This window comes from Halodesulfovibrio aestuarii DSM 17919 = ATCC 29578 (genome assembly GCF_000384815.1).
In the GTDB taxonomy this organism is placed as follows: domain Bacteria; phylum Desulfobacterota; class Desulfovibrionia; order Desulfovibrionales; family Desulfovibrionaceae; genus Halodesulfovibrio; species Halodesulfovibrio aestuarii.
Genome location: NZ_ARQF01000020.1, coordinates 426,259 through 437,768, shown reverse-complemented (window position 1 = coordinate 437,768; position 11,510 = coordinate 426,259). Strand labels below are relative to the sequence as shown.

General features: G+C 46.0%; 14 protein-coding genes and 5 tRNA genes. 1 reads left to right on the top strand and 18 read right to left on the bottom strand.

The genetic code is table 11. The features are described from left to right. Positions 1 to 266 precede the first annotated feature (266 nt). The 18 genes from rplL to rpmE form a co-directional block, all read right to left on the bottom strand. On the bottom strand, positions 267 to 644 hold the full coding sequence (rplL, locus tag F461_RS0108015; RefSeq protein ID WP_020000635.1) for a 50S ribosomal protein L7/L12: 378 nt from the start codon (positions 642 to 644) through the stop codon (positions 267 to 269). A 55-nt stretch (positions 645 to 699) separates the two neighbouring features. Next, positions 700 to 1,221, bottom strand: coding sequence for a 50S ribosomal protein L10 (gene rplJ / locus F461_RS0108010; protein WP_020000634.1), 522 nt, complete (start codon positions 1,219 to 1,221; stop codon positions 700 to 702). 166 nt (positions 1,222 to 1,387) lie between these two features. Then, positions 1,388 to 2,095 carry a 50S ribosomal protein L1 gene (rplA, locus tag F461_RS0108005; protein WP_020000633.1) on the bottom strand — a complete coding sequence of 236 codons (708 nt, stop codon included), beginning with the start codon at positions 2,093 to 2,095 and terminating at the stop codon, positions 1,388 to 1,390. Positions 2,096 to 2,202: 107 nt separating this feature from the next. Then, positions 2,203 to 2,625: a 50S ribosomal protein L11 gene (gene rplK / locus F461_RS0108000; protein ID WP_020000632.1), complete on the bottom strand. Its 423-nt coding sequence runs from the start codon at positions 2,623 to 2,625 to the stop codon at positions 2,203 to 2,205. Positions 2,626 to 2,685: 60 nt separating this feature from the next. After that, positions 2,686 to 3,240 carry a transcription termination/antitermination protein NusG gene (nusG, locus tag F461_RS0107995; protein ID WP_020000631.1) on the bottom strand — a complete coding sequence of 185 codons (555 nt, stop codon included), beginning with the start codon at positions 3,238 to 3,240 and terminating at the stop codon, positions 2,686 to 2,688. A 12-nt stretch (positions 3,241 to 3,252) separates the two neighbouring features. Then, positions 3,253 to 3,489 (bottom strand): preprotein translocase subunit SecE, encoded by a 237-nt coding sequence (gene secE / locus F461_RS0107990; RefSeq protein ID WP_026364691.1) that lies wholly within the window; start codon positions 3,487 to 3,489, stop codon positions 3,253 to 3,255. A gap of 33 nt (positions 3,490 to 3,522) precedes the next feature. Beyond that, a tRNA-Trp gene (locus tag F461_RS0107985) sits at positions 3,523 to 3,599 on the bottom strand. A gap of 15 nt (positions 3,600 to 3,614) precedes the next feature. Further along, on the bottom strand, positions 3,615 to 3,764 hold the full coding sequence (rpmG, locus tag F461_RS17460) for a 50S ribosomal protein L33 (RefSeq protein ID WP_020000630.1): 150 nt from the start codon (positions 3,762 to 3,764) through the stop codon (positions 3,615 to 3,617). 3 nt (positions 3,765 to 3,767) lie between these two features. After that, positions 3,768 to 4,961 carry an elongation factor Tu gene (gene tuf, locus F461_RS0107980; RefSeq protein WP_020000629.1) on the bottom strand — a complete coding sequence of 398 codons (1,194 nt, stop codon included), beginning with the start codon at positions 4,959 to 4,961 and terminating at the stop codon, positions 3,768 to 3,770. Positions 4,962 to 5,011: 50 nt separating this feature from the next. Continuing rightward, positions 5,012 to 5,087, bottom strand: a tRNA-Thr gene (locus tag F461_RS0107975). A gap of 40 nt (positions 5,088 to 5,127) precedes the next feature. Continuing rightward, positions 5,128 to 5,203 (bottom strand) — tRNA-Gly (locus F461_RS0107970). A gap of 55 nt (positions 5,204 to 5,258) precedes the next feature. Continuing rightward, positions 5,259 to 5,344 (bottom strand) — tRNA-Tyr (locus F461_RS0107965). Positions 5,345 to 5,349: 5 nt separating this feature from the next. Then, positions 5,350 to 5,425: transfer RNA gene (locus tag F461_RS0107960), tRNA-Thr, on the bottom strand. Positions 5,426 to 5,880: 455 nt separating this feature from the next. Then, complete coding sequence (gene lpxC / locus F461_RS0107955) at positions 5,881 to 6,795, bottom strand: UDP-3-O-acyl-N-acetylglucosamine deacetylase (RefSeq protein ID WP_020000628.1); 915 nt, start codon at positions 6,793 to 6,795, stop codon at positions 5,881 to 5,883. Between the two features lie 145 nt (positions 6,796 to 6,940). Beyond that, positions 6,941 to 7,819 carry a peptide chain release factor N(5)-glutamine methyltransferase gene (gene prmC / locus F461_RS0107950; RefSeq protein ID WP_020000627.1) on the bottom strand — a complete coding sequence of 293 codons (879 nt, stop codon included), beginning with the start codon at positions 7,817 to 7,819 and terminating at the stop codon, positions 6,941 to 6,943. Positions 7,820 to 7,833: 14 nt separating this feature from the next. Continuing rightward, a complete protein-coding gene (prfA, locus tag F461_RS0107945; protein WP_020000626.1) occupies positions 7,834 to 8,904 on the bottom strand; it encodes a peptide chain release factor 1 in 1,071 nt (356 codons plus the stop codon). Continuing rightward, positions 8,904 to 9,914, bottom strand: coding sequence for a DUF1385 domain-containing protein (locus F461_RS0107940; RefSeq protein ID WP_020000625.1), 1,011 nt, complete (start codon positions 9,912 to 9,914; stop codon positions 8,904 to 8,906). Before F461_RS0107940 ends, prfA begins: the two co-directional genes overlap by 1 nt. Positions 9,915 to 10,024: 110 nt before the next feature. Then, complete coding sequence (rpmE, locus tag F461_RS0107935) at positions 10,025 to 10,234, bottom strand: 50S ribosomal protein L31 (protein WP_020000624.1); 210 nt, start codon at positions 10,232 to 10,234, stop codon at positions 10,025 to 10,027. A gap of 342 nt (positions 10,235 to 10,576) precedes the next feature. Here rpmE and F461_RS0107930 point away from each other — a divergent pair, with 342 nt between their 5' ends. Next, entirely contained in the window at positions 10,577 to 11,320 is a 744-nt protein-coding gene (locus F461_RS0107930; RefSeq protein WP_020000623.1) for a TlyA family RNA methyltransferase, read from the top strand. The last annotated feature ends 190 nt before the right edge of the window (positions 11,321 to 11,510 follow it).

Sequence of the window (11,510 nt, the reverse complement as noted above, 5' to 3'; positions counted from 1 at the left end):
AAGCAGAACATGTCCGCTCGGTCATGTTCTGTATTAAGTGAAAAAATTCTGGATGGTAAACGTTCGGAAATGGTCAGCAACGTGTCGCCCAATTGTTAATTAGCGTTACGTAACAAAGACAAGTCGACCAAATGCGTAATCTAGTTCACTACTAGATTTTGTGCAAGCTTTTTTTTGATCTTCCCCTGTACATCAGAGCTAATAAAACGCGGACGGAAATAAATTCCCGCCCGCGCCTGAATTTGCTTCAGCAGTAAAAAGTAGAATTATTTAACTTCTACTTCTGCGCCTGCTTCTTCAAGAGCTTTCTTAGCAGCTTCAGCATCTTCTTTAGATACTGCTTCTTTGAGAGCTTTAGGAGCGCTATCTACAGCTTCTTTAGCTTCTTTGAGGCCAAGACCGGTGAGAGCGCGAACTGCTTTAATAACAGCAATTTTGTTGCCGCCAGCAGCTTTGAGGATAACATCAAATTCGGTTTTTTCTTCAGCTGCTGCGCCACCTTCTGCAGGTGCTGCTGCTACTGCTGCTACTGGAGCTGCAGCGGAAACGCCAAAGGTTTCTTCGAGTTCTTTGATGAATTCAGAAAGTTCGAGTACGGTCATGTTAGAGATAAATTCTACAACCTGTTCTTTGGTCACGGACATGGTAGTCTCCTAAAATAATTTTGGCTTAATATTGTTTAATTAATACAAGTTCTGCTTATGCAGCTTCTTTCTGATCTCTGATAGCATTCAGAGCGTAGAGGAAGTTGCGCAGAATGTTGGCGAAAAGGCCAACGAAGTTTGTTGGAACGGCGTTCATTGTGCCAAGCGCCATACCAAGCAACTGCTGCTTGCCAGGGAGCTTTGCGAGTTCACCAAGCTGAGCTTCGGTGAGAAGCTTGCCTTCAAGAGAAGCATGCTTAACAACGAGGTGTTTGCTCTTCTTAGCGAAATCAACGACAGCCTTAGCAACTGCAACGGGATCTTCGAAACCAAGGGCGATACCAGTGTTCTCTTTGAATGTATCAGCGAGAACTTCATGATCACCACCGGTGACTGCGATGCGAGCCAGAGTATTCTTCACAACATGGTATTCACCATCTGCATTGCGAAGGTCACTTCTGAGCACGGTCATCTCTTCCACCGGCAAGCCCTTGAAGTCAGTCACAACCGCAATAGAAGCACCTTCTGCTTTTTCTTTCAGGCGCTCAATAATGGCGGCTTTTTCAGACCTGTTCACGTTCAGTCTCCTTAGACTAAGGGGGATTTGCCAATGGAAAACCAAGCCAAATTGTCTCGGTAGGACTTATAAATGCCTACTGTCTTCGACTCAGAATTCCAGTCCTCTGCCAAAAAGCTGGAGCGAAACTAATGCTTCGCTCCAACTCAAATATGATACCGAAGAATTAACCTTCGATGAACTTGCGAATAAGGGTAGGGTCTACTTTGTAGCCAGGACCCATGGTGCTGGAGAGGGACAGAGCCTTCATGTAAGCACCTTTAGCGGATGATGGCTTGAGACGGTTCACGTTCTCAAGAACGGTTTTAAGGTTATCCATGAGCTTTTCAGCGCCGAAGGAAACCTTACCGATAGGAGCGTGAAGAACACCAGCTTTGTCTACTTTAAATTCAACACGGCCGGCTTTCATTTCTTTAACTGCGTTTGCTACGTCAAAAGTAACAGTACCAGTTTTTGCGTTAGGCATAAGACCACGAGGGCCGAGTACGCGACCAATCTGACCTACGAGAGCCATAACGTCAGGAGTTGCAACAGCTTTGTCAAAGTTGAGGTTACCAGCTTTAACTTCTGCTACGAGATCTTCTGCACCAACGATTTCAGCGCCAGCTTCGCGAGCTTCAGCCTGTTTTTCGCCTTTACAGAATACTGCTACGCGCACGTCTTTACCAAGACCGTGTGGAAGTGAGCATGCGCCACGAACCATCTGGTCAGAGTATTTAGGATCAACGCCGAGGTTGATAGCAACGTCAACAGTTTCATCAAATTTTGCAAAAGCAGAATCAACTACTTTAGCCATCGCTTCTTCAACTGCAAAGCGAGCGGTAAGCTCAAGGCCTTCAGCTGCCTTACGGTATTTTTTCCCATGCTTAGGCATAGTAATATCCTTTTTCTTCTCTGTGTTAATCTCCTGCCGCTCGATCTAAGATAAAAAGAGCCGGGCGTTATGCACGGCGAACGGCAGTCCAACTGATTTACAGAATGCTATTTAACATCAATGCCCATGGAGCGAGCAGTACCTGCGATGATCTTTTTAGCTGCATCAATATCTGCTGCGTTAAGGTCAGGCATTTTGAGTGTAGCAATTTCTTCGATCTGTGCATCGGTAACGGAACCAACTTTGTTACGGTTTGGCTCGCCAGAACCTTTAGCAACTTTTGCAGCTTTGATAAGCAGCACAGATGCAGGTGGAGTTTTGGTGATGAAAGTGAATGAACGATCCTGGAATACAGTAATGATTACAGGAATGATCATGCCTTTCTGATCCATGGTCTTAGCGTTGAACGCTTTACAGAACTCCATGATATTCAGGCCGTGCTGACCAAGAGCAGGACCTACTGGAGGAGACGGGTTCGCCGCACCAGCAGGAATCTGAAGCTTAATTTTTGCAATTTCTTTTTTAGCCATACCACTATACCTCTATAGCAAACGCCACTTGCGTGGCGATAGGTGCTTTATTGTGCTTGTTTATCCCTTATCTACCTGAACAAAGTCCAGCTCGACAGGTGTTTGTCTGCCGAAAATAGATACGGATACTCTGAGCTTACCCTTGTCGTAGTTTACATCTTCCACGACGCCGTTGAAACCGCCGAACGGTCCATCAATAACGCGTACTTCATCACCGCGTTCAAAGTTGAACTTAGGACGAGGCTGTTCCTGACGAGCTTCCATCATAGAGAGGATACGTGCTGCTTCTGAATCCCGCATAGGGGTAGGGCGGTTTTTGCCGCCGATGAAGCCAGTTACCCGCTGAATGTTGGAAATAAGATGCCAAGAGAGATCAGTCATGATCATTTTGACCATAACATAACCTGGGTAAAACTTACGAGTAGAGGTGCGTTTTTCACCTTTTACAAGTTCTACCACTTTCTCAGTAGGTACAACAACTTCCTCAATTTCACCTTGTGCTTCGCCGGTGCGGATCATCTGAGAGATGGTCTGCTCAACACGCTGCTCAAAACCTGAGTAGGTGTGGATAATGTACCAACGAGCTTTTCTTACGGGTGCTTGTTCCTCGGTCATAGGAATATCCGTTTAGGAAAGAATGTATTCTACAAGCTTTGTAAGACCTAAATCTACAAAGCCTAGAAATAGAGACATGACAACAACAAGAGCCAGCACTGCGATGCTGGTTGTCACTGTCTCTTTTCGGGAGGGCCAGACTACTTTTTTAATTTCGACCTGGGACTCTTCGAAGAACTCTTTAAGCTGAGTTGCTTTGTTAGCTTCGCTAGCTTTCGCTTCAGCTTTTTTGGAGTGCTTTTTTGCCATTGTCGCCTCGCCGTGAAAGAAGGAAGAAGAAAATGGCAGGGGTGGAGGGATTCGAACCCGCAACATCCGGTTTTGGAGACCGGCGCTCTAGCCGTTGGAGCTACACCCCTGCGTTTTTATAACAACTACTTAGTTTCGCGATGAAGAGTGTGTTTCTTGTCCCAAGGACAATACTTGTTCAATTCAACACGACCAGTAGTGGTCTTCTTATTCTTTACGGTCGCGTAATTGCGTCGTTTGCACTCTGTGCAAGCGAGCTGGATATTAACGCGCATGAATTACTCCACGATCTCAGATACAACACCTGCACCTACGGTACGGCCACCTTCGCGGATAGCGAAGCGGAGACCAGTTTCCATAGCGATTGGGTGAATGAGTTCTACGTTGAATACAGCGTTATCGCCTGGCATTACCATTTCAACGCCTTCGTCAAGAGCGATTACGCCGGTGATGTCAGTTGTACGGAAGTAGAACTGAGGGCGGTAACCAGTGAAGAATGGAGTGTGACGTCCGCCTTCATCTTTAGAAAGTACGTATACTTCTGCTTTAAACTTGGTGTGTGGGTTGATGGAACCAGGTTTACAAAGAACCTGACCACGTTCAACTTCATCACGTTTAATACCACGGATAAGAAGACCAACGTTATCGCCAGCTTCACCACGGTCGAGAAGTTTACGGAACATTTCAACGCCGGTACAAGTAGTTTTCTGAGTATCTTTGATACCAACGATTTCTACTTCTTCACCAACAGTGATAACACCACGTTCAACACGGCCAGTTACTACTGTACCACGACCGGAGATGGAGAACACGTCTTCGATAGGAAGAAGGAAAGGTTTGTCGATATCACGCTGTGGCTCAGGAATGTAAGAGTCACAAGCATCGAGGAGTTCGAGGATTGGAGCTGCATCAGCATCGTCAGCAGAATCTGCTTCGAGTGCTTTAAGTGCAGAACCACGAATTACAGGAATGTCGTCACCTGGGAAATCGTAAGAAGAAAGAAGTTCACGAACTTCCATTTCAACGAGTTCAAGCAGTTCTTCGTCGTCTACCATGTCGCATTTGTTCATGAATACAACGAGGGAAGGTACACCAACCTGACGAGCGAGCAGGATGTGCTCACGAGTCTGAGGCATAGGACCGTCAGTAGCTGCAACAACGAGGATACCACCGTCCATCTGAGCGGCACCGGTGATCATGTTTTTGATGTAGTCTGCGTGACCTGGGCAGTCAACGTGAGCGTAGTGACGGCTGTCAGTTTCGTACTCAACGTGAGCAGTTGCAATGGTGATACCGCGTTCTTTTTCTTCTGGAGCTTTGTCGATTTCGTCAAAAGCTACAGCAACGCCGCCCATTTTGAGTGCAGCAATTTTAGTGATAGCTGCGGTGAGAGTGGTTTTACCGTGGTCAATGTGACCAATGGTGCCGATGTTTACATGCGGCTTACTACGTTCAAATTTTTGTTTACCCATGAGTAAATCTCCCTGGCAATGAATTTTCTCGGTTATCCGAAAATAATTAATGGAGCTCTCAAGCAGAATTGAACTGCTGACCTCATCCTTACCAAGGATGCGCTCTACCTACTGAGCTATGAGAGCTTCTCTTATTCAAAAAGCTATAGGGAGAACTCAGGCTAGTTGGAGCGGGAAACGAGACTCGAACTCGCAACCCTCAGCTTGGAAGGCTGATGCTCTACCAATTGAGCTATTCCCGCTTATAAGCGCCGTAGTTCTCCGACTTGAGTCTCCTACAGCCTGCTACTTAGCAACTGGTGGTGGGGGGAGGATTTGAACCTCCGAAGGCGTACGCCGACAGATTTACAGTCTGTTCCCTTTGGCCACTCGGGAACCCCACCTGTTCTGGAGCTGGCGATGGGACTTGAACCCGCAACCTGCTGATTACAAATCAGCTGCTCTACCAATTGAGCTACGCCAGCAACGAGAAGAGTGTTTATATACCCCCCAACGTTTTGGCAAGTAAAAAAACACTTTTTTAGATCTTTTTTTTGTCTTTTTTAAAAAAGGCAAAAAAAACAGACAGTTGAAAAAAAGCAAAAGCTGTAGTTAATCTCTAGATTTTAGCCACTTAGACAGTCGTTGCCTGAGCAACAAGGATCGACACTCGTTCTTTTTACGGCATTTGTCCACTATAATTTGATAAGCCGTGGATTTGATCTTTAAAAAAAATTACTGCTGCATGGTGGTGCGGACACACTATAGTCGAATATTGATTGCTGGTGTTTTATATCTTTTTACTTTTGCTGGTGAATATAATTGAGGGGGCTGGGGGTGATAGAACGTGTGAGAAGAGGTGAGTAGCTTTATATATAGTAAGGCGAAAAAAAAGACCGCCCAATGGGCGGTCATGTATACAAAAGAGGGAGGAGGTTGTTTATGCCACAGCTGTTGCTGCGGAAGCAGCAACTTCAGGAACTTCTACCGGTGCTGGTGCTTCTGCGGTGACACTTTCAAGGTAGATGTCTGCGTTTTCATCGATTGTGCGCAGGAACTGGTTGTTCAGCGCGTGACCGGAGCAGTAAACTTCAAAGTGTCCCTCGAGAGGTGCGCCAAGCATGGTCATATCACCAATGAAATCGAGGATCTTATGGCGAACAAATTCGTCGGGGAAGCGTAATCCGTCTTCATTCAGTACATTGTAGTCATCAAGTACAATTGCGTTCTCAAGGGAACCGCCAAGAGCGAGCTTTTTAGATCGCAGGTATTCAACTTCGCGGAAGAAACCGAAAGTTCGTGCTTTTGCGATGTCTGTAGCGAATGTTTCCGGGGTGACTTCAACGGACATCGTCTGCACGCCAATGAGAGGGTGTGCAAAGTCGATGGTGTAGTCGATGGAAAGTCCTTTGTGTGGCTTGGCGCTGATGCGTTTGCCATCGCGTTCGAAATTGATTTCTTTCTTGATGCGTTTCACTGTGCGGGGGCGAGCCTGTTTGCGCAGTCCGGCATCTTTAAGCAGGAAGATGAAAGAAGCAGCTGAGCCGTCCATGATTGGAACTTCTCCGCCTTGGATTTCGATACGGATGTTGTCGATCTGCATTCCGTGGATTGCTGCAAGAAGGTGTTCTACTGTTGCGGCTGAGGTGTTGCCAACTCCGAGAACTGTTGCAAGCTGGGTAGCAGTTACGAGTTGCGGTGTAGGTGCGATAACCTTTACGCCGTCTTCGCCATGTATATGAAAAATGATGCCTGTGTCTTCAGCGGCAGGGTGTAATGTAAGTTTTACTATTTTACCACTGTGTACGCCAACACCTGAGCATCCGATTGATTTGTTAATTGTCTTTTGTAGCATTAAAAGTTCCCTCCAACATGGTATAAGCAAAGAATGTGCCAGAGGTGTTTTTGTATTTATTATATTGGAATTAATAGTTTTTTTATACTGAGGCTACCTCGGCTAACTGTGTGCTTTTAGCACAGTGTGACTTTTTAGCACAGTGCTATACTTTATATCCACAGACGAAACGATCATGACCGGATAGATCTTTAATGATAGCCGTTTCGGCCCATTTTGTAGGATTCTTATCAAATTCTTTCAGTAAATCAGGGCCTTGCCAGAAGCCCATTTCCATAATGAAGAATCCTGATGGGTTAAGCCACTTGGAGGCAAGCTCTATGAGTAGTGTTCCGTGTTCAAGTCCGCTTGTGCCCGGAACTAACGCAGAAGCTGGTTCAAATTGCTGAACTTCGGGGTCTAGCTTTATATATTCTGACTGGCTGACATATGGCGGATTTGTGGCAATCAGGTCAAATGTGTTGTTTTTGAACAACGGTGTGGTGAAATCGGCACGAATGCACGTAACTCTGCTGGCAACTCCGTTGTCTTTTATATTCTGCTTTGCTGTGGCAAGTGCCCCTTCTGAAAGGTCGACTGCAACGCCGTATGCCTCTGGCAATTCAGCAGCAATAGTTGTGGCAATGCATCCACTTCCTGTGCCTAAGTCTGCAAAGCGGAATGGCCCTTTGTGAGCAAAGCGTTCAAGAACAGCTTCTATAAGATGCTCTGTTTCCGGACGCGGAATAAGGGTATGTGGATTGACCTGAAACGGTCTCCCATAAAATTCTCGCTCACCCATGATGTATGCCGCCGGCTCTCCGGTTCCGCGCCGCAGGATGAGTTTTTCCATCTCAGCGTACGCTTCATGGGAAACCTCACGGTGGGAGTGAATAAGGATGTCGAGGCGGGATATGCCTAGTATTTTGCGGAGCACTAGTTCAGCCGAGAGTCTAGGAGAATCAACAGCCTTCCCGGAAAGGTATCCCGAGAAGGCTGTAAGTATCGTCTGAATAGTGAGCTGTGCGGGTTTTTGTACCGCCATAATGCCCTCGTGTCTTATGCGTCAGCCTGAGCTTTAAGCTTTTCAGTCTGATCGGCCGTAATAAGAGCGTCAATCAACTCGTTAATGTCGCCGTCCATAATGGCGTCAAGTTTGTACAAGGTCAGGTTGATACGGTGATCTGTACAGCGACCTTGCCCAAAGTTGTAAGTGCGGATACGACCGGAACGGTCACCAGATCCAACTTGTGATTTGCGCTGTTCTGCAAGTTCATCGTGCTGTTCCTGCTGCACTTTCTGCAACAAGCGGGATGAAAGAATTTTAAGCGCTTTGGCTTTGTTTTTGTGCTGGGACTTTTCGTCCTGACAGGAAACAACAAGGCCGGTTGGAATATGTGTCACACGGATAGCGGAGTCAGTTGTGTTAACGGACTGACCACCAGGGCCGGAAGCACGGAAAACGTCGAATCGAAGGTCTTCATTGCGAATATTTGCGTCAACTTCTTCAGCTTCAGGCATAATTGCTACTGTGGCAGCCGAAGTATGAACTCGACCCTGAGTTTCTGTGGCTGGTACGCGCTGCACGCGGTGGATGCCGGATTCGAACTTGAGGCGGCTGTAAACTTTGTCGCCCTTAACAAGTGCGATAACCTCTTTGAGGCCACCGGTTCCTGTTTCGCTTGTGCTCAGCAGTTCTATTTTCCAGCCAATGCGTTCAGCATAGCGGGAATACATGCGGAATAAGTCTCCAGCAAAAAGTGCAGCTTCGTCACCGCCGGTACCGGCGCGGATTTCCAGGATGGTGTTTTTTTCATCCATTGGATCTTTAGGAAGTAGAAGGATAGTGAGCTGCTCTTCCATTTCTGGAAGTTGGCGCTCAAGTTCTTTCACTTCTTCTTTTGCCATTTCAGCAAGTTCCGGATCGCTGTCATGCATGAGCTCTTTGTTTTCTTCAAGAGATTCCTGCATGGTGCGGTATTTGCGGAATGCTTCAACAACGTCTTTAAGATCAGAATGAGCCTTAGTCAGTTTGCGATAGCGTTCCTGATCACCAAATACTTCAGGAGAGCTGAGCTGCTGTTCAAGGTCTTCGAATTTGCGCTCAAGATGTTCTAACTTGGCTAACATTATGCTTTCTCCGCTACTGTATACTCAGGGGTATATATATCGTCAGGAGCCTCGTTTCCGAGAGCTTCCTTAAGTGCAACAATGGCAACCTCAAGCTGCTGTGAATCTGGTTCGTGGGTAGTGAGCATTTGCAGCATCATACCCGGTGCGCTGAGGATTTTGCCTAAGATTGTATCATTAATTTTTGCGCTGTATTTAATAAGTTCATATGCAAATGCGCTGATAGGCGCCATAAGCAATAACTTAAAAAAGATAATAAAACTGTGTTTTACGACTGCAGATTCCGGTGTCCAGATCATAAGCATTATTGGAACAAGGATTGTGTGCAGGATAATGGCAACAGATAGAACAAAAAGCATGAACGTTGTGCCGCAGCGTGGGTGCAGTCTGCTATGAAGAATTGCAGAGCCCGGGCTTACAGCCTTTCCATCTTCAAACGCCCAGATAACTTTATGTTCTGCGCCATGGTACTGAAAAACGCGTTTTATATCAGGGATAAATGAGATACTAATGATGTATCCCAAAAAGATGCTGAATTTAAAGAAACCATCCCATATCTGAAATGAAAGCCCGTTTACATCACCGCCAATCCCCAAGTAGTTCATCCCGATGGAGAACAAGTGAGGCAGCACGACAAAAAGAAATAATGCAATGCCTACAGAGCAGATCAGTGTAAGGGTGAGGTGCCACGGCTTAAGTTCTTCTTCCTCTTCTGCATCTACAGCTTGTGTCGCGGAAAAGTTAAGAGCCTTAATGCCATTGACCAGTGTTTCTATAAGGATAGGAAAGCCGCGTACGAAAGGACGCTTAAAAAAATCAGCTTTAGAAAAAGTGAACCATGGGCGTTGATCTACAATAATTGAACCGTCAGCTTTGCGAACTGCAATAGCTAGACGATCCTGATTGCGCATCATAACGCCTTCCATGACTGCCTGACCACCGACGTTACATCGGGCTGCAGAAAGTATGGTTGATAAAACGGAGCGGAAATTTTTGCGGAGAGTAGTCATCTGTTCCTCGCAGTCGAGCTAAAGAATACTCCTCCCCAAAAAGAAAACCTTTAAGGGGAGGAAGATTCGCCGCCGGTCTGGCGACGGCCTCAAAAAATGCGAGAAAAGTGCTATTTCTGGAAATTGGCGTATTTCTTGCGGAAACGATCGATACGACCTGCGGTATCAACGAAGCGCTGTTTACCGGTGTAGAACGGGTGGCACTGAGAGCAAATCTCAACAGCTACTGTTTCACCTTTAGTAGAACGTGCTTCGGATTCGTAGCCGCATGCACAAGAAATTTTTGCCTTAAACACTTTTGGATGGGTATCTTTTTTCATATTAAACTCCTCACGAAGATGCAGAACGGAATTTCTTACGTCAGTTGCGTTTGGAAGGCAAGAAAAATATATTGAGTCTCCACAAACGATGATGTAGTTGACAGTTCGCTTTAGTTTATAAGCGCTGGCATCATAAAAATGCATTTAACTAGTCTGCATGCCTCAGGATGAATGATTTTTTTCGTACATTGCCGAGGTGCAAAGAAATTTTTACCGAGCCAACCACGCTATGGTTAAATACATAGCAGGCTCGTCGCAGTCTAAGATGTCCTGCGCCATCTTGTAATTATAACCGGCAAGGAGTGCGTATGCTTCCCTTGCTCCAATGTCAAGGCAAATAACATGGCAAAAAAAGAACGAGCCGATCAACTTGTTTTTGATGCGGGTCTGGCTGACAGCCGCGAGAAGGCGAAACGCCTGATTATGGCGGGTCAAGTTTACGTTATCCGTAATGGAAATCCGGAACCGGTGATAAAGCCGGGCCAAAAAATGGATTTGGAATCTCTTTTCGAAGTTAAAGGGATAGAGCGTTTTGTCAGTCGTGGCGCTTATAAGTTGCTCACTGCTATAGAGCATTTTGGAATTGACCCTGCAGGGAAAATTGCGCTGGATGCCGGTGCGTCAACTGGCGGCTTTTCTGACTGTCTGCTGCAGCACGGTGCAAAAAAAGTATATGCTGTGGATGTTGGATATGGGCAGTTGCATGAAAAGCTCCGTCAGGATGACCGCGTTATTAATCTTGAGCGTACCAACTTGCGAAATGTTGATGATACCATTATTCCAGAGCAGGTAGATCTTGTTGTTGGGGATGTTTCCTTTATATCTCTGAAGCTTATTCTTCCTCCTTGTGTGGCTTTGTTACGAGAAGGCGGCGAACTTGCGATGCTGATTAAGCCGCAGTTTGAATTGGGACCGGGCATGACGGACAAAGGTGTTGTCCGTGATCCAGCTTTGCATCAACAGGCTATTGATGACGTAACAAATTTTGCCGTGAATGAGTTGAAACTCACATTGCTGGGTGTTGTACCGTCAAGCATCAAAGGGCCCAAAGGAAATCAGGAGTTCATAGCTTATTTTAAGAAATAGATGCTGTGCGTATTTTTTTATAGTATAGGTTATTGCTTTTGTTGTTTAAAGTTTTACATCTATTGATCGATAAGAAACAATACGGCTTTCTGGCTGTGCAATAATTTGTTGTGGTGAATAAGGCTCTCTGTGGTTTTTAGATTTGCTAACATAGAGACTGGCTCTCAGTTGGGGTTCTTTGTCTTTCGGG

Bases quoted from the DNA above. Each gene is read 5' to 3' on its own strand.
- rplK (WP_020000632.1), bottom strand. From the start codon at position 2,625: ATGGCTAAAAAAGAAATTGCAAAAATTAAGCTTCAGATTCCTGCTGGT.
- lpxC (WP_020000628.1), bottom strand. From the start codon at position 6,795: ATGCTACAAAAGACAATTAACAAATCAATCGGATGCTCAGGTGTTGGC.
- rplL (WP_020000635.1), bottom strand. From the start codon at position 644: ATGTCCGTGACCAAAGAACAGGTTGTAGAATTTATCTCTAACATGACC.
- nusG (WP_020000631.1), bottom strand. From the start codon at position 3,240: ATGACCGAGGAACAAGCACCCGTAAGAAAAGCTCGTTGGTACATTATC.
- secE (WP_026364691.1), bottom strand. From the start codon at position 3,489: ATGGCAAAAAAGCACTCCAAAAAAGCTGAAGCGAAAGCTAGCGAAGCT.
- prmC (WP_020000627.1), bottom strand. From the start codon at position 7,819: ATGGCGGTACAAAAACCCGCACAGCTCACTATTCAGACGATACTTACA.
- F461_RS0107930 (WP_020000623.1), top strand. From the start codon at position 10,577: ATGGCAAAAAAAGAACGAGCCGATCAACTTGTTTTTGATGCGGGTCTG.
- rpmE (WP_020000624.1), bottom strand. From the start codon at position 10,234: ATGAAAAAAGATACCCATCCAAAAGTGTTTAAGGCAAAAATTTCTTGT.
- prfA (WP_020000626.1), bottom strand. From the start codon at position 8,904: ATGTTAGCCAAGTTAGAACATCTTGAGCGCAAATTCGAAGACCTTGAA.
- tuf (WP_020000629.1), bottom strand. From the start codon at position 4,961: ATGGGTAAACAAAAATTTGAACGTAGTAAGCCGCATGTAAACATCGGC.
- F461_RS0107940 (WP_020000625.1), bottom strand. From the start codon at position 9,914: ATGACTACTCTCCGCAAAAATTTCCGCTCCGTTTTATCAACCATACTT.
- rplA (WP_020000633.1), bottom strand. From the start codon at position 2,095: ATGCCTAAGCATGGGAAAAAATACCGTAAGGCAGCTGAAGGCCTTGAG.
- rpmG (WP_020000630.1), bottom strand. From the start codon at position 3,764: ATGCGCGTTAATATCCAGCTCGCTTGCACAGAGTGCAAACGACGCAAT.